The sequence below is a fragment of the Bacillus sp. PPSBB_2 genome (genome assembly GCF_045291115.1).
GTDB lineage: Bacteria > Bacillota > Bacilli > Bacillales > Bacillaceae_G > Bacillus_A > Bacillus_A cereus.
This window is the reverse complement of sequence record NZ_CP147983.1, coordinates 4,586,681-4,607,476: the sequence shown is the minus strand read 5'-3', so window position 1 is coordinate 4,607,476 and position 20,796 is coordinate 4,586,681. Positions and strand designations below refer to the sequence as shown.

The window sequence follows — 20,796 nt, the reverse complement described above, 5'->3', positions numbered from 1 at the left end:
ATGAGAGCAAAGACAAAGTTAATTCATGGTATTCGCATAGGAGAACCTTCAACTGGATCTGTAAACGTACCGATTTATCAAACAAGTACGTACAAACAAGAAGCAGTTGGTAAGCATCAAGGATATGAATATTCACGTACAGGTAACCCAACACGTGCAGCTTTAGAAGAAATGATTGCTGTATTAGAAAATGGGCATGCTGGATTTGCATTTGGTTCAGGAATGGCTGCTATTACAGCGACAATTATGTTGTTCTCAAAAGGTGACCACGTTATTTTAACAGATGATGTTTATGGCGGAACATACCGCGTTATTACAAAAGTATTAAACCGTTTCGGTATTGAACATACATTTGTAGATACAACAAACTTAGAGGAAGTTAAAGAAGCGATTCGTCCAAATACGAAAGCAATTTATGTGGAAACACCAACGAACCCACTACTAAAAATTACTGATATTAAGAAAATATCTACTCTTGCTAAAGAAAAAGACTTATTAACAATTATTGATAACACATTCATGACGCCATATTGGCAGTCGCCGATTTCTTTAGGAGCAGATATTGTGCTTCATAGTGCAACGAAATATTTAGGAGGTCATAGTGACGTAGTTGCAGGTCTAGTAGTTGTAAATAGCCCACAACTAGCAGAAGATCTTCACTTTGTACAAAACTCAACAGGAGGTATTCTTGGGCCGCAAGATAGCTTCTTACTACTTCGTGGTTTAAAAACATTAGGAATTCGTATGGAAGAACATGAAACGAATTCACGCGCTATTGCTGAGTTCTTAAATAATCATCCAAAAGTAAATAAAGTATATTACCCAGGTCTTGAATCACATCAAAACCACGAATTAGCAACAGAACAAGCAAATGGTTTTGGTGCTATTATCTCATTTGATGTAGATAGTGAAGAGACATTAAATAAAGTACTTGAGAAATTGCAGTATTTTACACTGGCTGAAAGTTTAGGAGCAGTAGAAAGTTTAATTTCTATTCCATCTCAAATGACACATGCATCAATCCCAGCTGATCGCCGCAAAGAATTAGGAATTACAGATACATTAATTCGTATTTCTGTCGGTATTGAAGATGGTGAAGATTTAATTGAAGATTTAGCACAAGCGCTAGCATAATAAAAAAACGCACTGCTAATATAGAGCAGTGCGTTTTTTTATTACATTATTTTGTGAAACATTTCACAAAATAGACATACACAAACGAAATGATTTCATGTATATTGAATTCAGGAAATGTTACTCACGAACAAACTTGTGAAACATTTCACAAACAATGAAATTCATGTAGGAAAGCATCTCTATTTTTTTATGTTAATTGGGACTTATTTTGACCTATAGGGACATATAGGGACCGTGATAGTAGAATAGGAGGAAATTTACATGGTAGTCAAAGAGAAAGTTGTAAATGAAATGCAGGAAGTAAAAAAGATGATTGATACACTAGTAAATAATGGTCAACAAGCTTTACAAGCATTAGAAAGTTTTACACAAGAGGAAATTGACAACATTGTTCATGAAATGGCATTAGCAGGTGTTGATCAACATATGCCGCTAGCAAAATTAGCAGTTGAAGAAACTGGCCGTGGTGTATATGAAGACAAATGCATTAAAAATATTTTTGCCACTGAATATATTTGGCATAGTATAAAGCAAGATAAAACGGTAGGAATTATTCACGAAGATTCTCATGAAGAAATAATAGAAATCGCGGAACCTGTCGGTGTAGTAGCTGGGGTAACGCCAGTAACGAATCCAACGTCGACAACAATGTTTAAAGCGTTAATTGCGATAAAAACAAGAAATCCAATTATTTTCGCGTTTCATCCTTCCGCACAAAAATGTTCTGTGGCAGCGGCGAAAACAGTATATGATGCAGCGATGAAAGCTGGTGCACCAAAACACTGTATTCAATGGATTGAAAGACCGTCTGTTGAAGCGACGAAACAATTAATGAACCATGATGGTGTAGCACTCGTTCTAGCAACTGGAGGCGCTGGTATGGTGAAATCAGCTTACTCTACTGGAAAACCAGCGTTAGGCGTTGGGCCTGGTAATGTACCGTGTTATATAGAAAAATCAGCACATGTAAAACGAGCTGTTAATGATTTAATTTTATCGAAAACATTTGATAACGGTATGATTTGTGCATCGGAACAAGCAATCATTGTCGATAAAGAAATCTATGATGATGTTAAAACAGAAATGATTGAAAACAATTGTTACTTTGTAACAGAAGAAGAAAGAAAAAAATTAGAAAAGCTTGTTATAAATGAAAATACATGTGCAGTAAATAGTGATATTGTAGGGAAATCAGCACAGTATATTGCCGATTTAGTTGGGATTACTGTTCCTGAACATACAAAAATGCTTGTAGCTGAAATTCAAGGTATCGGAGCAGCATATCCGTTATCTCGTGAGAAACTGAGTCCAGTATTAGCTTGTGTGAAGGCGAATTCATTAGAAGAAGGATTTACATATTGCGAAGAAATGTTGAACCTCGGTGGTTTAGGACATTCAGCAGTTATCCATTCTACAAATAAAGATGTGCAAAAGCAATTTGGATTACGTATGAAAGCTTGCCGTCTCATTGTAAATGCACCTTCATCACAAGGTGGAATAGGTGATATATATAATGGATTTATTCCATCACTTACACTTGGTTGTGGTTCATACGGAAAGAATTCAGTTTCCCAAAATGTAACAGCCACTCATTTATTAAATATAAAAAGGCTGGCAAATAGAAAAAAGAATATGCAGTGGTTCAAATTGCCACCAAAAATTTATTTTGAAAAACATGCTACAGCTTATTTAGCAAATATACCTAACATTTCACGTGCATTTATTGTAACGGACCCTGGAATGGTTGAACATGGCTATGTCGATACAGTCGCGCACTATTTAAACAAGCATGCAAATGATGTGAAAGTTGAAGTTTTCTTTGAGGTCGAACCAGATCCATCAGATGAAACTGTTTTTAAAGGTGCGGAAATGATGAGAAGCTTTAAGCCAGATGTAATTATCGCACTTGGTGGTGGTTCAGCTATGGATGCAGCAAAAGGAATGTGGTTATTCTATGAACATCCAGAAACGACATTCTATGGCATTAAACAGAAGTTTTTAGATATAAGAAAACGTACATGTAAATATCCGGAATTAGGAAATAAGGCGCAGTTTGTTGCGATTCCAACGACATCAGGAACGGGATCAGAAGTGACACCATTTGCGGTTATTACAGATAAGAAAAATAATATAAAGTATCCGCTTGCAGATTATGAATTAACACCAGATGTAGCAATTGTTGATCCGCAATTTGTAATGACAGTACCACCACATGTAACAGCAGATACTGGTATGGATGTTTTAACACATGCAATTGAGGCGTATGTGTCTGTTATGGCAAATGACTATACAGATGGATTAGCATTAAAAGCTATTGATCTCGTATTCAAATATTTACCGAGAGCATATAAAGATGGAAATGATGAAGAAGCAAGAGAAAAAATGCATAACGCTTCTGCAATTGCAGGTATGGCATTTGCAAATGCTTTCCTCGGTATTAATCACAGCTTAGCACATAAAATTGGACCAGAATTCCATATTCCGCACGGACGCGCAAATGCCATTCTAATGCCGCATGTAGTCCGCTATAATGCTATTAAGCCAAGAAAACACGCATTGTTCCCAAAATATGAGCACTTTGTGGCAGATGAAAGATATGCACATATAGCGAGAATGCTCGGGCTTCCAGCAAGCTCGGCAGCAGAAGGGGTGGAATCACTCGTCAAAGCAATTATTGAGCTTGGAAAAAGCTTAAATATTAATATGAGTATTGCAGGACAAGGAGTAGATAAAGAGCAATTTGAAGAGGTTGTTGGAGTATTAGCAGAAAGAGCTTTTGAAGATCAATGTACAACTGCTAATCCAAAGTTGCCGCTTATTTCAGAACTGAAAGAAATTTATATGGAAGCATATAAAGGTGAATAATGATTACAAAAGAGCCGCAGTAAAGCGGCTCTTTTTTTATTGGAAAACATCTCCCAGAATGGCTGTATTTACTGGTCTTTCAGTTTCATAGAATATGATACAGTGAAATGGAGGAGTGAGAATATAATGAAAGAATTAAAAGGAAAAATAGAAGACTATACTCGGTTCGGACAAATTCTTCTCGCTGTAAGTACATTGTTAATGGTTGGCTTGTTGATTCCGAATGGAGCAAAAGAGACAATCCAATTTTTTGTTATGATGGGGAGCATCGTTATATTTTTAAGTTTATCGTTCTTTTTCTTTCAGCGAGTGAAAGTGATGCGTGACCAGCTAGAGGAAAATGAATGTGAATAATATTGTTAACTAGAGCGCGGCGAAAAGAAAAAATCTTTTTGTCACGCTTTTTGTTTTTTGTAGAAAAATGTATGCGTTTCGTGTTGACAATGATAATCCTTATCAATTAAAGTAGAATAGTGGTTAATGATTATCATTATCAATTAGAGGTGAAGGAATGAAAAAATCTATTACGCTATTTACAGCGATTTTATCTATTTTTTTCTTGTTAATAGGTTGCAGTGCCAAAGGGGACGAAAAAGCGTCTGCAACCAAAACAGAAAAAGGAAAAGAGAAAATCGAAATTACCGACCTATCAGGAAGAAAGGTAACATTCGATAAAGTGCCAGAAAATTTTGCAACATTAAGTATGGGGGACATGGATATTATTCATGCTTTAGGTGGAAAAATAGTAGGTCGCCCGGATACGAAATTAACTCTTCCAGAGGAGTTAAAGAAAGCACAAGTAATTGGGAATGCACATCAACCGAATTTTGAGCAAATTGCTAGTTTAAAGCCCGATGTACTTGTTGCTAACAATGGATTCCAAAAGAATGTGCCAACGGTTGAAGGACAAGGAACGCAAGTTATCATTTCTTCTGCGAATTCTGTACAAGATATTCAAAAGAATATTGAATTATATGGAACGGTAATGAAGAAAGAAGATAAAGCAAAAGAAATTAATCAAAAAATGAATGATCAAATGAAGAAATATGAGAAAAAGAGCGATGTGAAAGCATTGCTAGTGTATGGCGCACCAGGTACTTATTTAGCGGCATTACCAACATCTTTATCAGGTGATATTTTAGAAAAAACAGGCGGAAAAAATATTGCTTCTGATTTTCCAGAAACGAAAGAATATCCGCAATATGCACAGCTAAGTGTAGAACGTATTATTGAGGCGAATCCAGATGTGATTTATTTAATTACACACGGAGATCCAAAAAGTGTGAAAAAAGCATTCGAAGGCGAAATGATGAAAAATGAAGCGTGGAAAAATTTAGAGGCAGTAAAACAAAACCGCGTAGTTATTTTGCCACCTGATTTATTTGGATCTAATCCTGGTACAAAAGTTACAGAAGCAATGGATTTTATGTATAAAAGTATACAAGATGTAAGGAAATGATACGTATGGAAAGTAGTGAAGTAGTAAGAGAAAAGGAACATCCTTTTGCGAAAAAAAGATGGATAATAGCAGTTACTTTAGTTATATTAACAATCCTAGGTCTCTTGTACGGTCTTTTCGCAGGAAGTTTATCCTTTTCTATACGAGATATTTTAACAGGTATACAAGAGGAAGGTTCGACAGTTCATCGAATTGTATGGGATCTTCGCATACCGAGAGTGCTTATTGGGTTTATAGTAGGAACATGTTTAGCTGCATCTGGTACACTGCTACAAGGGGTTATGAGAAACCCTCTTGCAGATCCTGGTATTATCGGAGTTTCATCTGGAGCAGGCCTTGTAGCAATTGTCATCATGATTTTATTCCCACAGCATCTAGCTTTTTTACCACTAGGGGCGTTTTTAGGAGCTTTCATAACAGCGATGGTTATTTATGCTTTATCATGGCAAAAAGGGGCACCACCTTCAAGAATCGTCTTAGTAGGGGTGTCGATCAATGCATTAATTGGTGCAGCAACGTCAGCATTAATGTTATTACATAGTGACAAAGTACAATCGGTGTTACCGTGGTTAGCGGGCGGTATTGGTGGTGTAAGTTGGGCACATTTAAACATGATTATTTATTATGCAATATTCGCCATTATATTAGCTTTCTTTGGTATTAAGCATATTCGAGTGTTAATGCTTGGAGATGAAATGGCAAAGTTATTAGGACATAATGTGGAAAAAAGTCGGTTTTATTTAATCGTAGTAAGTACATTATTAGCTGGAATTGCAGTAAGTGTGTCTGGTCTTATTGGATTTGTCGGTCTTGTCGTACCACATATGCTACGTTTATTAGTTGGAAATGATTATAGATATTTGCTACCTTTATCATGCCTTGGCGGCGGGGTATTACTTGTTTTTGCGGATGCAATAGCTCGAAGTTGGTTTGACCCAATCGAATTGCCTGTTGGTATTTTACTGTCCTTCTTAGGTGGTCTGTTCTTCTTATATTTAATTCATAGAGGAGGAAAACAAAGTGATTTCCGTTAACAAAGTGTTTTACGCACACTCTGAAAGATTTCAAATGCAAAATATGAATGTACATATTAAGGCTGGAGAAATCGTTAGTTTAATTGGTCCGAATGGATCGGGAAAATCTACTTTGCTTCGTTTAATAGCAAGGCTACTGAAACAAAGCGAAGGGGACATCATTTTAGATGGGAAAAATATTCATATGATGAAGAGTGCTGATGTAGCGAAGCAATTAGCAATGTTACCGCAAATGCATGATCATCAATTAGATTTAACAGTGAAAGAACTAATTGAGTTCGGAAGAGGTCCACATAAATCATGGAGTAGCCGCTTAAATAAAGAAGATGAAGAAATTGTTGATTGGGCATTGTCTGTTACAAATCTTGAAGGGTATGAATATCGTCTTTTACATTCTTTATCAGGAGGGGAACGGCAACGTGCTTGGATTGCGATGACGTTAGCGCAACGTACAAATGTCTTATTATTGGATGAACCAACAACCTTTTTAGATATCGTTCACCAGTTGGAAGTAATGGAACTTGTGAAACGATTAAATGAGGAGTTTGGAATGACAATTATAATGGTTTTACATGACATTAACCAAGCTGCTCAATATAGCGATCGTTTACTTGTATTAAAGCGAGGAAAGATTCAGTATGATGGTATACCAGAAGAAGTACTATGCCATGAAATGTTTCAACATGTATTTGGCATAGATGTAGATATTTTTCAAGGAAGTGACAAGCCTTTTTTTACACCGAAACGAATTTCTAAAAGGGGAGAAGAGCGATGCAAACAGAAGAGCGTATTACCACGGAATTAGTAAGAGAATTTGTTATGGCAGCTCACGGGAATTTAGAGAAAGTACAAGAGCTATTGGTTGAATCACCAAGCTTACTTCACGCCTCTTATAATTGGGGTGGATCAGATTGGGAAAGTGCGTTAGGCGCATCGGCACATGTAGGTCGTAAAGATATTGCTCTTTATTTACTAGAAAAGGGTGCTCGGATGGATATTTTTGCAGCAGCTATGCTTGGTGAATTAGAAGTTGTACAAGCTATTTTAGTAGCTCAACCAGAAGCATTGCGTGCATCTGGCCCTCATGGTATTTCTCTTCTTCAACATGCACGAATGGGTGGAGAGAAATCTAAGCGTGTATATGATTATTTAGCAATACTATCTTAATGAACGAAGGAAGTTCTTATGTGCGGTAAACTTTTCACTTGAAACAATTGGAAAGTTTACCGCCCGTTAGAACGGGATAAGTATCTAGTATATTTGAAAATCCTACACCCCCCTCAATTGTAGTTTTCTTTATGCTAGTTATGATATGGATGCAGTGGACAATATTTGTCTACTGCTTTTTTTAGTTATTTAGAATGAATATTCTGTATTTTATCATTGGTTCATTTATCCCGCTATTTTCCAGGCAGTAAGACTCTCGCCTAAAAATTCAGTTAAAGAAAAGAAGTTAGACGGGAGATCCACTGCCTGTAAACGTCGGATTGGTAAAGGCTAATAATCAGTGGGGTGAACAAAATTCCCCACTGATTAAAGTTTCCTTTATAATAAATAGTAACATACCGTATACATACAAAACATGATCGTGAAATGAAGAATAAATTAGTGGAAAGGAGTGCCAGCATGTTTCATACAGAACGTTTACAAATTCGCAAATATACAATGGATGATTTACAGTTCTACGCTTCACTATGGGGGAACGAGAAGGTAATGCGTTATATTGGAAATGGGACATTAAAAACATATATACAGTGTAAAAAAAGTCTGGAGGAATGGGTGATTCCTAGCTATAAAAACGGTCTCGGTTTATTTGTATTGATTGAAAAGGAAACGGGAACAAGAATTGGTCATGCAGGGCTGGTAAAGCAGAAAATAGATGGAAAAGAGGAAATTGAAATTGGTTATTGGTTACTTCCTCAGTATTGGGGAAAAGGGTATGCAAAAGAAGCGGCGGCAGCATTTCGTGACTATGGTTTCCAAGCATTACGAATGAATAAATTAATTTCTCTTATTAATCCGAATCATCCCGCCTCAATATTTGTTGCTAGAAAAACTGGGCTCAGCTACGAGAAAACAACGTCATTTCATGGAATCGATGCTCTAGTTTATTCTATTAAGCGTGTTGGATGAAAAAATTACTTTTTTAAAGGTAAATTGCATTTTTTGAAGAATGGTATATGAAAATAAAGGGAGGGGTTACATGTACATTTATCATAATGGACTTATTATTCGTGAGGGAACGAGTAGTGTACCAGCATATGCAATTAAAGCTTTATTTGAAGATGCCGGTTGGAGTAATGATAATATCCCTTCTTGGCAAATTGAAAAATTTACGATAGCATTCGAAAATTCAACATGGGCTTTCACAATTTGGGATGAGGAAGAGATGATTGCGATGGTTAGAGTCATTTCTGATGGAATTATGATTGCGAACATAGTAAATTTAGTTGTGAAGTGTGAATATAGAGGGAAGGGATTAGGTAAGAAGCTTGTAGCTCTTTGCCTGCAAAAACTTCCCCCACGGTGATTGGTTTGCGCATACATCAGCGAACAATTTTGATTTTTATAGAAGCTGTGGATTTGAAGTTAGAGAGCTATCGAGAAATGGAACATGTGCGTATTATGGATATCAAGTCGCAAAAAGAGATGGTCACCGATAAATGAATGGAAAGTAAAAAAGTATAGCGAGGTAATTTTGAGACTTTTGATAATAGAGAATGGATTGAGGCTCGTTTTATGATAAAATAAAAGAAAATTCTGTTTATTATTAGGGGGATAAAAATGAGTGTAAAAGCTGGGGATGTATTTAAATATGAAAGAAGATTTACTGAGGAAGAAGTTTTTGAATTTGCAAATATTACCGGTGATAAAGGTAGACACCATGTGGAATACGATGAAAATGGAAGATTAATGGTTCATGGTTTATTGACTGCTAGCATTGGGACGAAAGTGGGAGAAGAGTTACATTACATAGCAAGAGAATTAGTAAGTGAGTTTATTAGACCAGTTTTCACAGGAGATACGATCACTTGTGAACTAACTTTAACAAATGTTGAGCAAATGGAAGGCTATAAAAAAGTTTCAATCGAGTCAGTTTATCGCAATCAGCATGAGAAGACTGTACTAGTTGGGACAAGTTATGGAATTATAAGGGGATAAAAAGAAGCCTGTTTAACAGGCTTCTTTTTTATTATTTAGTAAACACGTTTTCGATTTTCTGCATAACTAGAGATGAGTAATAATGCAGTTTCTTCTCCTATATTACGAACAATATGAGGAACGCATGCATTCCATGAGAAAGAATCACCTTCTTCTACAATTGCAATATCTTCACCGTGCTGAACTTCTAATTTTCCGCGTAATACAAGGTGACATTCTTCCCCTTCATGGGCATTTGGTGAATTTTCTTTCGGGAATCCAGTAGGGATTTCTACTAAAGATAGGCGAAGGCCCCCTTGCTCCGCAACATGTTCAATTCTTTGCTCATCTTTGCCGTATACACTGTATTTCCGTTCTTCTTTTTTGACAATTTTTAATCGATCTTTTTGCTCTAACAATAAATAGGGAAGGGGAACGTTTAAAAAATTGGAGATCGTTTCTAAAGTTGAGATAGATGGTGATGTTTTATTATTTTCAACCTGACTCATAAATCCTTTAGAAAGACCTGTTCCCTCGCAAATTTGTGCAATTGTTATGCCTCTACGTTGACGAATTTCACGTATTGCAGAACCAATATTCATAAAATCAAGCTCCTTTTTGTAAACAACTATTTGTATCATAGCAAAAAAAATATATTTTTTCCCAGTGAAAATGAATTGACGAATAAAAAAAATTAGTGTATGTTTGTAATGTAAATAAAAGTTTTGTATAAGAAAACTATAAAGGAGAGAATGAAATGAATCAACATATTGGTAACTTAATTATTCGTATCGTGTTAGGGGTAACATTCTTCATGCACGGTTTAACAAAATTCCAATCAGGAATTGACAATATTGCAGGATGGTTTACAAGTATTGGTTTACCAGGAGGACTTGCATACGGTGTAGCAACGTTTGAATTAGTTGGAGGTCTATTATTAATTCTAGGTTTAGGTGTAAGATATATTGGATTATTATTTGCACTTGTTATGGTTGGAGCAATCGTAAAAGTGAAATGGTCAGCTGGTTTATTGGGAGATGGAAAAAATCCTGGTTTCGAATTAGAACTTGCATTATTAGCAATGGGTGCATACTTATTTGTTGCAAAAGCTGATGGCTTTGTAGATAATTTCTTAAAAGAAAAAATGTCAAAGAAGAACTAATTTAAATGGGGGGGCTAACAAGATGAGTTTTCAACTTCATCCCGATACAACACTTGATGTTGTTCATTTATACGTATCTAATGTAAAGAAATCACTAGAGTTTTATACGGAAGTACTAAGTATGAAGGTGCTAAGAGAAGAAGAAGCAGTCGTTACATTTGGGAATGAAAATGATGAACCACTTCTTATCATTGAAGAAAAGAAAGAAGCTTTTCCGAAGCAAAGAGGAAGAACAGGGTTATATCATTACGCAATTTTATTACCAAGTAGACAGGATTTAGCGAATGTTCTTCGTCATCTTGTAGAGATGGTATATCCACTACATGGCGGAGCCGATCATTACTTTAGTGAAGCTCTTTATTTAGCTGATCCAGATGGAAACGGGATTGAAATTTATCATGATCGACAAAAAGAAGTTTGGCGTGATGAGAATGGAGAACTCCCATTTGTTAGTAACCCGTTAGCTGGTGAAGAATTATTACAGCAAGGAAGTACATGGAATGGCTTTCCAGCTGGTACTGTGATGGGGCATATTCATTTTCATGTAGCTGATTTAGAGGAAGCGAAACGTTTCTATGTTGATGGTCTTGGTTTTGAAGTAACGATTCCATCTCGTAATGGAGCATTGTTCGTATCTGCAGGTGGTTATCATCACCATATCGGTTTAAATACATGGCAAGGTGAAGGGGTACCACCGCAAATGCCAGGTTCTGTTGGTTTGAAATATTTCACAGTTGTACTAGCGAATGAAAAACAAAAAGAGCAAGTATGTGAAAGCTTAAAAAATATTGGCAAGATTGCTACGTACAAAGATGGAATATTACAAGTCGAGGATCCATTTGGACATTGTATCCATTTCAAAATAAAAGGAGAAGCCTAAAAAGGCTTCTCCTTTTATTTTCTTATAATTGCTTTTTCGTTTTGTAAAAATAGTTCATCAAATTGTTTTGCAAGCTCAAAATCTAGTTTCGTTAAACCTTTTGCATTCCAAGATGACAAAGTAATAATAACTGCTTTATACTGGATAAGGATAAATGGATGGTGATTATGTTCTTCTGATAGTTTGGCGGCTTCAGAGACAAATTCGACTCCTTTTAAGTAGTCGGAAAACATATATTTTCGTTCAATCCATTTCTCATCTTTTACCATCCATTTATCTACCTTCAATAATTCTTCGTGAACTTCTTCTTCAGTTAATCTTAGCATCATTTTTCACATCCTTTACTGGAAGTAACGCAAGACCATTGTTAATAAGGCGTGTTACAGCTTCGTCAGTTGTGAAAGTAGAAAGTTGATGTAGTAATGCTGCCGATGTTTCATGCCCTTTGTTATGCTCTAAAAGTAACTCTAATACTTCAAGGCGCAGTAACCATTCTTTCGCATAAAATTTATTTAATACTTCTTGAATTGCTACTAATTGATCGATATGCGCGTCGTGTAAAATCCCCTCACTTCGAATATCTCGAACTGTTTGATACATACGTTCAAGTTCATTCAGTACAAGTGGAGCAGGAATTTCGTGAACTTCTTCATCCATTGGGAAAAATGCTGCGGCATCTGCGGCACCTGGGAATACTGAAGTGATTTGTGAGCCAACAGCCATATCAAATGCGCCCCATGAAGCATCAAATAAAACGCGGGCGTTATAAGTAACTGTGCAATCGATAAAGGAAATAAGAGCAATTTTCTTATCGTTTTTTACAATATCTGTTACTGTTCCTTTTACATGAATACCACTTGCAAAAGTAAACTCAGCGATAGTTCCAATTGTAATTCCTAATGATTGTAGTTGTTCGTCTGTACAATTTTCTAATGCAATATTTTCAGTGAGTAATCCAATCGGTGTTCCAAATCCGTCACTGTGTACAGAAGTAGAATGATTCGCTAACTGTTTATTATGAAGTGCTAATGCCGTTGGCGAATTTGTTCGCATGTAAATTAATTCACCTGCATCGTTTTCAATTGTCTCGCTAAATGTACCTGTAATTTGTAATCCGCTATTTAGCTCAGCTGTTGCATAGTTCTCAGAGCGAATTGCTTTTTCTAAACCTTCTTTTCCACCTGTTTTAAAGGCCATTGTTTTAGAAAATGTTTCAAGCGCATCTGTTAATTCTTCAAAGGATTCACAAACAAATAGTTGTGGTTGCATTTTTGTTACGTCATAAGTTGTCCCTATACATGCTTCGATAGAAAATGGAACCTTTTCTACAGCGTCTGTTAAGCAATGTTTGCTTTCGCCAACAGAAGAAAGGAGACCAGCACCATATATCTTTGGATCATCTATATTTCCGATCAATCCATATTCTACTGTCCACCAGAAAAGACGTGAAATTTGTTCAGCTTCTGATAAACCAGAAACTAAGTTTTGTTTTTCAATTACAGCATTTTCAGCAGCCTTAACTTCATCAGGAGTAGAAGTAGGGCTTTCTTTCACTATCGTTAATGTACGAACAGCTTCAAATGCATCATGTTCTTCTTTTGTAGAGAAAGCTTTTGCACCAATTTGCCCAAAACGTTTCACATATTTTGCATATGTAGGATCAAGTAAAATCGGTGCGTGTCCTGCAGCTTCGTGTACGATATCTGGAGCTGGTGTGTACTCGATATTTTCTACTTTCCGAATATCTGTTGCGATCGGTAGTAATCCGTGTCCTTGAAAATCGAAGAATGCTACGCCGGGAATAAGTCCGTCAATCGTTACAGCGCCCCAGCCACTTGGTGCCAAACACTCATTCATTTCTTCTACTTTTGGAATTGCATCTATATTAATACCAGATGATTGTAGTCCGTTCACATAGGCTGGATGAGCAACGTCTTTTAAGAAGCTATGATTTTGTCTCATAATGTAACGCCACACAGCGTGATTCACCGGTGTGTATTGATCATAATGTTGTGTGGATACGAATGGTTTTAAATGCGATGGAATTTCTGTTTTCTTTGTCATTTAGACATCCTCCTTTTTTTCTATAAAATTGAATATCGATTTCGTATAGCTTGTATCACCTCCCTTCATTATTTGTAAGCGCTTATAAAATTTTATCATAAGATTCGGAATTATTTAACATCTGTTTCTGTGAGAAATAGAAAAAGCCCCTATCGGAAAATCCGATAGGGGCGAAAGAATCGCGGTACCACCCTATTTGTAAGTGAAAATATACTTACATCTCAATTAATGATAACGGAAAAATTCCGTCTTTTCCTTCATGCATAAAAGCACTACGAAAAAGAAGCTCCAGAATTGTAATTCATACTTATATATGTGCTAATTTCCACCGACCATTAGCTCTCTGTAACAGGGATATAAGATACTACTGCGATTCTTTCAACGCGTATATATGAAATTGTGTAAGAGGATGGACGCAAAAAAGTCCCTATCGGAAAATCCGATAGGGACGATAAAAATCGCGGTACCACCCTATTTGTAAACAACTAATTGTTTACCACTCACTTTACGATAACGGAAAGATCCGTCTTTCTCTTCATGCATAAAAAGCATTACGGGAAAGAAGCTCCAGAATTGTAATTCACGCTTGTATATGTACTGATTCGCACCAACCATCAGTTCTCTGAGACAGTGATATAAGTCGCTACTAGTATTCCTTCAAAGCCGATATATAATTCGTTCAACTAAACTATGTTTTGTATTATAAAACTATATTAAAAAAATTGTCAACAAAAATTTTTTATCCCGTGTTAATGAGCAGTAAAATTCCTACCTCAAAATTCGGTTGGAGCAAAGAAGTGAGATGGGAGATTAACTGCCCGTAACTCCCGATTGGTGAAGGCTAATAATCAGTGGGGATGAACGAAATCTCCACTGATTAAAATTTTACTTTATTTCACTTCTAAATTAACAGTTAAATTAGAGGTATTGCCAGCTGCATCAGTTGCTACAATGTGAATAGTATTTTTTCCTTCTTGTAATTGAGTGCGATCGAAATAAATGTCATAGCTTTTCTCCCAAGGGTTCAGGAATGCCTGTTCCCATACACCATTTCCGTTAATTTCATATTGCATTCTCACTGGAATACCAGGTGCTATCCAACCAGATTCTGACATCCAATCTAGTAGAATATCATCAACTTTTCCTCTAATTACGAGATTTTCTTGGTCAACCTCGTGTGTTAACTTAGGTGCAGTTCGATCAAGAAATACAGCAGCTGTTTGCTTTGTTTCCCCGCCAGAATTAGAAGCAACTGCTTCAATTTGATATAGCCCATCAGTTAAAGGAGTGCCATCTGCTTTTGTACCATTCCATTTGAAAGGTTTATACCCAGGAGTTGCATTTTTAGCTTGATGGATAATCCCTTGATACGTTACACGTTCTTTCGTAACTAAATTTGCATGCAATGTGATATCATCCACAGGCGCAACTAAATAGTAGTTGATGAGATTATCATCTAGTACGTGGTCGCCATTTGGGCTAAAAGTAGAATTAATAATTTCAAGTCCATCGATACGTTTATAATCTTTAGGATCGATACTAAATGTGAATGGAATTCGAATTTCTTCTTTTGCCCCTTGTTCTTTTACATATACATTTCCAGTATACACACCTTGTTGTAGTGAGCTATCTACAGTGATAGTAAATGGTTTTTCGGTACTACTATTCGGTTGAATGCTAATCGATGAAGGGACAGAAGCTTTTACTTTTGTTTTTGTGTTTGCATCTAGTAATTCCACACGAGTTGAAAAACTTTTCTTTTTACTAGAAAGGTTTTGTAATGTAACATTTTGCGTCAGTTTTACTTTTCCGCTATTGGGCTTAATAAGACCGAAGCTGACATTGTTAGGTTTTACTAATACATTTGTTTGAGCTGCTTTCGGAATGTTAATTAAACCAGATCCTTGTGCCATAACAGGGTATGTATTTTCATTGACATCATGTAATGTTTTGGCATTGTTGGCAAGAGCCGCTTTCAATTGTTCTGTCGTCCAATCAGGATGCATTTGACGCAAGAGGGCAACCGCTCCAGCTACTTGCGGAGCAGCCATACTTGTTCCGTTATGCGATTCATAGCCGCCTCGCGGTACTGTACTAGTAATTTGTACTCCAGGTGCAACAACATCAGGCTTTATTAGCCAACTTCCTTGTGATGGTCCTCTTGAACTAAAGTTACCGATAAGTTCTGTTTGCTTTGGTTGTCCAATTTTTATATTTTTCTTTCGTTTTGTAATTAAAGTTTTTAATTCTTCCCCATTTGTATTTGATAATTGCATTACTGGGACAGCTAGATGTTCACGTGAAAAATATTCCGGCATCATATTAATTTCTTTTTCGCTAGAGATTAATAACACACCAAGTGCACCAGCTTGCTTCGCTTGTTCTGCTTTTACTAATGTACTAGAAGTACCTTGTAAAATAAGTGCGAATTTCCCTTTCACATCTTGTTTTGCATAATCACTTGGATTGCCATAACCAACATATACAAGAGGAGAATCATTTTCTATTGGAAAATCGGATTTTGATAATGGTAACCCTTGATATGTTTTGCTGGAACCAGTTACTTGGAATGTTGGAAACGGGATAGAAACCGTAGATGCTCCAACAGAAATGACACTACTTGCGTTACCGGGAGCATCAACAGACCAAGGTTTTGGTCCGTCATTTCCATTTGAAACGACAGCAGTAACACCAAGTTTCGCTGCTCGTTCTAACGTTAATGTTACAGGCTGATCAGGTACATTTAAATCCTGCCCAAGGGAGAGGTTTAACACATCCGCACCATCTTGAATTGCTCGCTCAATTCCTTGGATAATATCATCTGTTGTACCAGTTCCACCGTCATTCATTACACGATATGCTAGAATAGAAGCGTTTGGAGCAACGCCTTTGATTTTTCCGTTACCCGCAATAATTCCAGCTACATGAGTACCATGTACGTTACCATCCATTGGATCGTTATCTTCATCAACCGTGTCATATCCACCGATATAATTTGCCTTTAGGTCAGGGTGTGTATAGTCTACGCCAGAGTCGATAATGGCTATTTTCATGCCTTTTCCATCAAGCGGTTTGCCAAATGGATCTTTTAAATTCCACGCTTCAGGTGCACCAATTGTCGGTCCACCGATATTTGGTGCTTCTTCGTTAATAGCACTTTTTGATGTTTCATGTAATTTATATGTTAAGTTCGGATAGACTGCTTTTACTTCAGGTAAAGAGGCAAGAGAGGTAATTTGATCTCCAGGAATTGAAATAGAGAATCCGGAAAATAACGTATTATACACTTCTTTAATTTTTGCACCAGGTGCTTTTTCTTTTATTTTCTTAGTCGTATCTTCTTGTGCTTTTTTGAGCTCAGCATGATAAGACTGTGCATTACTATTTTGTAAATCTGGAGCATGCTGAATATTACTTTGAGCAGCGAGAGGTGCATGTTGTAATTCTACAATTACTGATATTTCTTTTGTTGTTTTCGTTTCAACATTTTGAGCGATTTTATGTTCTCCCCACTGTTCAATCGTTGTTTTTAATTGTGGACTAAATTGCTTCTCCTTTTGTAGTGATTCAGCATGAGCACTTAAAGCTCCAAAACTAGAAAAGACAAGCGCCATGCTTAATAGTGTAGATGTAGTTTTTTTCATTGATACTCCCCCTAATAAAAGTGCCAATATTCAGAAATAAAATCTTGCATTTTAGTTAGAAATTATACATATAAATGTTGGCTAAACTATACTTTCGACATAATTCATACCAATCCTCTATGGATTGAAAATTTCTTGGGAAATTTTTTCTGATTATGTCGAATCGATATTTTTCACATATTGTAGGGATAAAGTGAGGAATGCTATGAGGGAAATGGAGTGATGGTATGAAAAGGCTAATAGTAAGTAGTAGTGTAGTGTTGTTTATGTTTTTATGTTCTATCACTATTACTAGTGCAGAAAATAATAGTGTGAAAGTTGCTTTTATTCGTCATCATAATCTTTGGATTAAAGTTGATGGGAAAGAAATACAGATTACAAAAGGAGAGTACATAACAGGGCCGAAGTGGTCATATGATGGGGAATGGCTAGCGTATGTAAAAGGGAAGAAACAAAGTATTCTTGAGTTATATCGGCTGAAAGATGGAAAGAAAGTTACGCCGTTTCACTCAGAAGCATCGAATTATCAATGGTCACCAACAGAAAATATAATTGCATTTATATTTACAGGTACATTAAATACATTTGATGTAGAAAAAAAGAATGCAGATTTTGAAAATGTATCGGCTGGTGTAGGGGATTATGCATGGTACCCCGATGGAAAGAACTTTCTTGTATCCTCTGAAGCGCACTTACTTCCAACAGGATGGACAGGGGCTCAGCTATATGAAGTGCAAAAAGATGCACATATGAATCCTCACAAAATGAAGCATTTGTATGCATTGCCAAATGAACACGATGATTTCCTAGCGCTAGTAGCAAGTGGCTTTAAGTGGTCACCAGATCAAAAGTGGATTTCATTTTTAGCAGTACCGACAGCTTCATGGTCAGCTGATAGTAATACGCTTTGCTTAGTTCGTGCAGACGGCAGTCGGTTTGAAAAAGTAGATCAAATGTTATTAAACGCACAATGGTTTCAATGGGCACCATCAAAAAATATATTAGCTTATATTGAAGGGAGCGGAAGAGTTGCATTAGAAAATAAACATTTAAAAGTAAAGGAATTGCCAGCACTTCAGCAGAACATATTTACGCCGAAAGGATATGTTGATTGGGATTTTGTATGGAAGAACGATAGAGTAATTATCGTTTCACGAGCAAAAGAGGCAGGGATAGAAACTCCACCAGAAAAAAGGCCACTACCATCTTTATATGAGGTCGATAGTACAAGTAATGCACAGCATCAAATCACAAAGAAAACGAACAAGCAAGGGGATTACCACCCGATCTTCATGAAGAAGAGTAATCAATTAATTTGGATACGTTCAGACCGTAAGAAAGCGGATGTATGGCTTGCTCATAAAGATCGGAAGCAGGAAAAGAAGTGGATTGAAAATATAGATGTACCAGCGTGGTATTATGAGAAATGGAATTGGGGAAATGTTATCTCGGTGAAAGAAGAATAAAAAAACTGCCTAAAAGATCATTTTAGGCAGTTTTAATTGTTATTTATGTGTTTTATTTGGCTTTTTTTTCGCTGGGTTTCCGTTCCCTTGGCGCTTTCTATTTTGTTCATCTTTTGCTTGTTTTTCATGTAGTGTATCTAAAAATTCATTCGAGTTACTCATGTTTATATCTCTCCTTTCATTTTGTCATGATTACTATAACCATTTAGGAGGATAATCATGAGTTAGAAGTTAGGCACTTAATTTTCTTCGATAATGTAAGTAAAATATTCCATACATAACAAATAGCATGAGTAAAACTTGTAACTCTACATTTTCTTTTAAAATAGCTGCGATAGTGTCTGGTAAGTACGGTGATTTATCGTTTGTGCTTAAACCTAACCATTTATTTAAGAGGCTAATGGTACAAAACATAAAAACACCGGACCAGCTTGCCGTAATTGCTTTTTGCTTAATTTTTGTTTCACGTTCATCATCTGTAATCCAAGGATTAGCAGTTTTATCACTACTAAAGAAGCCGTTTATATATCCCCATACAATCATTCCAATAAAGAAAATTATCCATTTCATATATGTAATTCTCCTTTCTGTGTAAAAAGTTTTTTACATATTGGTTTTCATATAGCAGGAATAAAGTATGAGATAGGGAAGAAATATGTAAGAGGATTTCATAATGAGAGGAGGAAGGGGATGAAAATCGTCTTTGTTCGGCACGGGGAAGGAGAACATACAAGGGATTTGCCATCAAGTTTAAAAGTGCTTCATCCGCCATTGACGGATGAAGGAAGGAATCAGGCTAAATTACTTCAATGCAATGTGCCATTACAAGAGACGGATATATTAATTGCTAGTCCTACACTTAGAACTTTGCAAACGGCGACAATATGGAGTGCGAAAGTTGCTTGTCAAAAAATCGTTCATCCATATGTATCTCCGCGTATTTTTCCTTATCGAGAAGAAGCGAGAACATTACCGTGCGATTATATAGTAGATCAGGGAATGATAACAAAGTTATTTCCGCATTTTTCGATAGAGAAAAGCTCAAATAATCAGTTATGGAAGGAAGGTATAAACACTATTTCAGAGAATAGTTTTCAGCAAATAGTAGATGAATTTCTTCTTTGGTGTTATGAACTGAGTGTTGAAAGAATTTGCATTGTATCCCACGATGGAACAATTACAGCATATAGGCAATATTTACAGAAAGTCGTTTTAACTAGATCAGATTTTTTGAAAGAAACGGGTATATATGAAATGGATTTATCCCAGAAAATTCTGATTGACAAGGGCTGATTATAGGATGGGGATTGTATGTTGAATATTGCATTAGTAGTTGGTTTTAATTCGGATTTAGAGGCGCAATCAATCCGAGCATCTCTTGAATATTTTGGTGCAAGGGTTGTGACATATTGGATTGGTAGACCGAAAGATTTTGTGGGAGTTCTTTCTGGAAAGAACTTATTTAACGATGTTAATTATATTATTTTTTGCTTTCATGGTGAAGAAGGGAAGTTTGTCATGGAAGAGTTAGGCGAAGAAGTATATGAACAAGATGAACCGAGAGGGTATTTTGGTGCAGAAGAAATTTATGAATATGCAAAATTGCATAATACACATATTGTAAATAGCGGGTGCACGTTAGGGGAGAAAAATCTAGCAAAATCTTTTTTACATAGTGGTGCGAAATCATATATTGGATCGATTGATTATGTAGATGGAAATGCAGCACTTATGTTTACTATACGCTTATTTTATGGGGTTATTAACCATGGGAAAACGTTAGAAGAAGCGTTTCAAGAAGCGAGTTTAATTGATGAGGAGACACATACATTTCGATTCTATAATTAGTGTGAAACACGTTTATTCTATATTCGAATAAACGTGTTTCACATTTAACTCACAATTTTTTTACATTTTTTTCAATGAAAATGATTATCACCTGTG

The 20,796-nt window shown here is 36.2% G+C and carries 20 protein-coding genes, 1 pseudogene and 2 other annotated features; of the genes and pseudogenes, 15 read left to right on the top strand and 6 right to left on the bottom strand.

The genetic code is table 11. From position 1 onward, the window contains the following. From V6946_RS23250 to V6946_RS23205, 10 genes and pseudogenes are all read left to right on the top strand, one after another. Window positions 1–1,134: a bifunctional cystathionine gamma-lyase/homocysteine desulfhydrase gene (locus V6946_RS23250; RefSeq protein WP_001201917.1), complete on the top strand. Its 1,134-nt coding sequence runs from the start codon at window positions 1–3 to the stop codon at window positions 1,132–1,134. Between the two features lie 264 nt (window positions 1,135–1,398). After that, window positions 1,399–4,002: a bifunctional acetaldehyde-CoA/alcohol dehydrogenase gene (adhE, locus tag V6946_RS23245; RefSeq protein WP_000260507.1), complete on the top strand. Its 2,604-nt coding sequence runs from the start codon at window positions 1,399–1,401 to the stop codon at window positions 4,000–4,002. A gap of 126 nt (window positions 4,003–4,128) precedes the next feature. After that, the gene (locus V6946_RS23240; RefSeq protein WP_000661263.1) at window positions 4,129–4,356 is read left to right on the top strand and encodes a YrhC family protein; all 228 of its coding nucleotides are present in this window, start codon (window positions 4,129–4,131) and stop codon (window positions 4,354–4,356) included. Between the two features lie 157 nt (window positions 4,357–4,513). After that, a complete protein-coding gene (locus V6946_RS23235) occupies window positions 4,514–5,461 on the top strand; it encodes an ABC transporter substrate-binding protein (RefSeq protein ID WP_000748452.1) in 948 nt (315 codons plus the stop codon). A 5-nt stretch (window positions 5,462–5,466) separates the two neighbouring features. Beyond that, window positions 5,467–6,495 (top strand): iron ABC transporter permease, encoded by a 1,029-nt coding sequence (locus tag V6946_RS23230; RefSeq protein ID WP_366981388.1) that lies wholly within the window; start codon window positions 5,467–5,469, stop codon window positions 6,493–6,495. Further along, window positions 6,482–7,300 carry an ABC transporter ATP-binding protein gene (locus V6946_RS23225; protein WP_006926759.1) on the top strand — a complete coding sequence of 273 codons (819 nt, stop codon included), beginning with the start codon at window positions 6,482–6,484 and terminating at the stop codon, window positions 7,298–7,300. The genes V6946_RS23230 and V6946_RS23225 overlap by 14 nt, the downstream gene beginning before the upstream one ends. Continuing rightward, window positions 7,267–7,662, top strand: coding sequence for an ankyrin repeat domain-containing protein (locus tag V6946_RS23220; protein WP_001192770.1), 396 nt, complete (start codon window positions 7,267–7,269; stop codon window positions 7,660–7,662). Before V6946_RS23225 ends, V6946_RS23220 begins: the two co-directional genes overlap by 34 nt. Window positions 7,663–8,088: 426 nt before the next feature. Beyond that, window positions 8,089–8,628 carry a GNAT family N-acetyltransferase gene (locus V6946_RS23215; RefSeq protein WP_139848815.1) on the top strand — a complete coding sequence of 180 codons (540 nt, stop codon included), beginning with the start codon at window positions 8,089–8,091 and terminating at the stop codon, window positions 8,626–8,628. 70 nt (window positions 8,629–8,698) lie between these two features. Further along, a pseudogene (locus V6946_RS23210) lies at window positions 8,699–9,158 on the top strand (GNAT family N-acetyltransferase). Window positions 9,159–9,279: 121 nt separating this feature from the next. Further along, window positions 9,280–9,657 (top strand): MaoC/PaaZ C-terminal domain-containing protein, encoded by a 378-nt coding sequence (locus tag V6946_RS23205; RefSeq protein WP_000111564.1) that lies wholly within the window; start codon window positions 9,280–9,282, stop codon window positions 9,655–9,657. Window positions 9,658–9,692: 35 nt separating this feature from the next. On the opposite strand, the gene V6946_RS23200 is transcribed toward V6946_RS23205, so the two are convergent. Then, on the bottom strand, window positions 9,693–10,238 hold the full coding sequence (locus tag V6946_RS23200) for a helix-turn-helix domain-containing protein (RefSeq protein ID WP_001020693.1): 546 nt from the start codon (window positions 10,236–10,238) through the stop codon (window positions 9,693–9,695). A gap of 155 nt (window positions 10,239–10,393) precedes the next feature. On the opposite strand from V6946_RS23200, the gene V6946_RS23195 reads away from it, so the two are divergent. Both V6946_RS23195 and V6946_RS23190 read left to right on the top strand, forming a co-directional pair. After that, window positions 10,394–10,798, top strand: coding sequence for a DoxX family protein (locus V6946_RS23195; RefSeq protein ID WP_001071553.1), 405 nt, complete (start codon window positions 10,394–10,396; stop codon window positions 10,796–10,798). Between the two features lie 22 nt (window positions 10,799–10,820). After that, window positions 10,821–11,678 carry a VOC family protein gene (locus V6946_RS23190; RefSeq protein ID WP_000009849.1) on the top strand — a complete coding sequence of 286 codons (858 nt, stop codon included), beginning with the start codon at window positions 10,821–10,823 and terminating at the stop codon, window positions 11,676–11,678. A 14-nt stretch (window positions 11,679–11,692) separates the two neighbouring features. Here the strand turns inward: V6946_RS23190 and V6946_RS23185 are convergent, their stop codons facing one another. The 3 genes from V6946_RS23185 to V6946_RS23175 form a co-directional block, all read right to left on the bottom strand. Further along, a complete protein-coding gene (locus V6946_RS23185; protein ID WP_000979537.1) occupies window positions 11,693–12,007 on the bottom strand; it encodes a 4a-hydroxytetrahydrobiopterin dehydratase in 315 nt (104 codons plus the stop codon). Beyond that, entirely contained in the window at window positions 11,988–13,742 is a 1,755-nt protein-coding gene (locus V6946_RS23180; protein ID WP_000163188.1) for an aromatic amino acid hydroxylase, read from the bottom strand. Before V6946_RS23180 ends, V6946_RS23185 begins: the two co-directional genes overlap by 20 nt. A gap of 163 nt (window positions 13,743–13,905) precedes the next feature. After that, window positions 13,906–14,133, bottom strand: a binding site (T-box leader). Window positions 14,134–14,183: 50 nt separating this feature from the next. After that, window positions 14,184–14,412: a binding site (T-box leader), on the bottom strand. 220 nt (window positions 14,413–14,632) lie between these two features. After that, window positions 14,633–17,386, bottom strand: a complete 2,754-nt coding sequence (locus tag V6946_RS23175) for a S8 family serine peptidase (protein WP_000754151.1) — start codon at window positions 17,384–17,386, stop codon at window positions 14,633–14,635. Between the two features lie 227 nt (window positions 17,387–17,613). Here V6946_RS23175 and V6946_RS23170 point away from each other — a divergent pair, with 227 nt between their 5' ends. Then, the gene (locus tag V6946_RS23170; RefSeq protein ID WP_000825732.1) at window positions 17,614–18,852 is read left to right on the top strand and encodes an eIF2A-related protein; all 1,239 of its coding nucleotides are present in this window, start codon (window positions 17,614–17,616) and stop codon (window positions 18,850–18,852) included. 39 nt (window positions 18,853–18,891) lie between these two features. Here V6946_RS23170 and V6946_RS23165 read toward each other — a convergent pair whose 3' ends face one another. Then, window positions 18,892–19,014 carry a DUF4023 domain-containing protein gene (locus tag V6946_RS23165; RefSeq protein WP_000071866.1) on the bottom strand — a complete coding sequence of 41 codons (123 nt, stop codon included), beginning with the start codon at window positions 19,012–19,014 and terminating at the stop codon, window positions 18,892–18,894. Between the two features lie 69 nt (window positions 19,015–19,083). Continuing rightward, the gene (locus V6946_RS23160) at window positions 19,084–19,422 is read right to left on the bottom strand and encodes a hypothetical protein (RefSeq protein WP_006927328.1); all 339 of its coding nucleotides are present in this window, start codon (window positions 19,420–19,422) and stop codon (window positions 19,084–19,086) included. A gap of 120 nt (window positions 19,423–19,542) precedes the next feature. Between V6946_RS23160 and V6946_RS23155 the strand changes: the two genes are divergently transcribed. Beyond that, the gene (locus tag V6946_RS23155) at window positions 19,543–20,145 is read left to right on the top strand and encodes a histidine phosphatase family protein (RefSeq protein WP_000706239.1); all 603 of its coding nucleotides are present in this window, start codon (window positions 19,543–19,545) and stop codon (window positions 20,143–20,145) included. A gap of 18 nt (window positions 20,146–20,163) precedes the next feature. Beyond that, on the top strand, window positions 20,164–20,700 hold the full coding sequence (locus tag V6946_RS23150) for a hypothetical protein (protein ID WP_000931931.1): 537 nt from the start codon (window positions 20,164–20,166) through the stop codon (window positions 20,698–20,700). The last annotated feature ends 96 nt before the right edge of the window (window positions 20,701–20,796 follow it).

Excerpts from the sequence above, each read along its gene's own strand:
- V6946_RS23250 (WP_001201917.1), top strand. The coding sequence starts at position 1 with ATGAGAGCAAAGACAAAGTTAATTCATGGTATTCGCATAGGAGAACCT.
- adhE (WP_000260507.1), top strand. The coding sequence starts at position 1,399 with ATGGTAGTCAAAGAGAAAGTTGTAAATGAAATGCAGGAAGTAAAAAAG.
- V6946_RS23240 (WP_000661263.1), top strand. The coding sequence starts at position 4,129 with ATGAAAGAATTAAAAGGAAAAATAGAAGACTATACTCGGTTCGGACAA.
- V6946_RS23235 (WP_000748452.1), top strand. The coding sequence starts at position 4,514 with ATGAAAAAATCTATTACGCTATTTACAGCGATTTTATCTATTTTTTTC.
- V6946_RS23230 (WP_366981388.1), top strand. The coding sequence starts at position 5,467 with ATGGAAAGTAGTGAAGTAGTAAGAGAAAAGGAACATCCTTTTGCGAAA.
- V6946_RS23220 (WP_001192770.1), top strand. The coding sequence starts at position 7,267 with ATGCAAACAGAAGAGCGTATTACCACGGAATTAGTAAGAGAATTTGTT.
- V6946_RS23215 (WP_139848815.1), top strand. The coding sequence starts at position 8,089 with ATGAAGAATAAATTAGTGGAAAGGAGTGCCAGCATGTTTCATACAGAA.
- V6946_RS23205 (WP_000111564.1), top strand. The coding sequence starts at position 9,280 with ATGAGTGTAAAAGCTGGGGATGTATTTAAATATGAAAGAAGATTTACT.
- V6946_RS23200 (WP_001020693.1), bottom strand. The coding sequence starts at position 10,238 with ATGAATATTGGTTCTGCAATACGTGAAATTCGTCAACGTAGAGGCATA.
- V6946_RS23195 (WP_001071553.1), top strand. The coding sequence starts at position 10,394 with ATGAATCAACATATTGGTAACTTAATTATTCGTATCGTGTTAGGGGTA.
- V6946_RS23190 (WP_000009849.1), top strand. The coding sequence starts at position 10,821 with ATGAGTTTTCAACTTCATCCCGATACAACACTTGATGTTGTTCATTTA.
- V6946_RS23185 (WP_000979537.1), bottom strand. The coding sequence starts at position 12,007 with ATGATGCTAAGATTAACTGAAGAAGAAGTTCACGAAGAATTATTGAAG.
- V6946_RS23180 (WP_000163188.1), bottom strand. The coding sequence starts at position 13,742 with ATGACAAAGAAAACAGAAATTCCATCGCATTTAAAACCATTCGTATCC.
- V6946_RS23175 (WP_000754151.1), bottom strand. The coding sequence starts at position 17,386 with ATGAAAAAAACTACATCTACACTATTAAGCATGGCGCTTGTCTTTTCT.
- V6946_RS23170 (WP_000825732.1), top strand. The coding sequence starts at position 17,614 with ATGAAAAGGCTAATAGTAAGTAGTAGTGTAGTGTTGTTTATGTTTTTA.
- V6946_RS23165 (WP_000071866.1), bottom strand. The coding sequence starts at position 19,014 with ATGAGTAACTCGAATGAATTTTTAGATACACTACATGAAAAACAAGCA.
- V6946_RS23160 (WP_006927328.1), bottom strand. The coding sequence starts at position 19,422 with ATGAAATGGATAATTTTCTTTATTGGAATGATTGTATGGGGATATATA.
- V6946_RS23155 (WP_000706239.1), top strand. The coding sequence starts at position 19,543 with ATGAAAATCGTCTTTGTTCGGCACGGGGAAGGAGAACATACAAGGGAT.
- V6946_RS23150 (WP_000931931.1), top strand. The coding sequence starts at position 20,164 with ATGTTGAATATTGCATTAGTAGTTGGTTTTAATTCGGATTTAGAGGCG.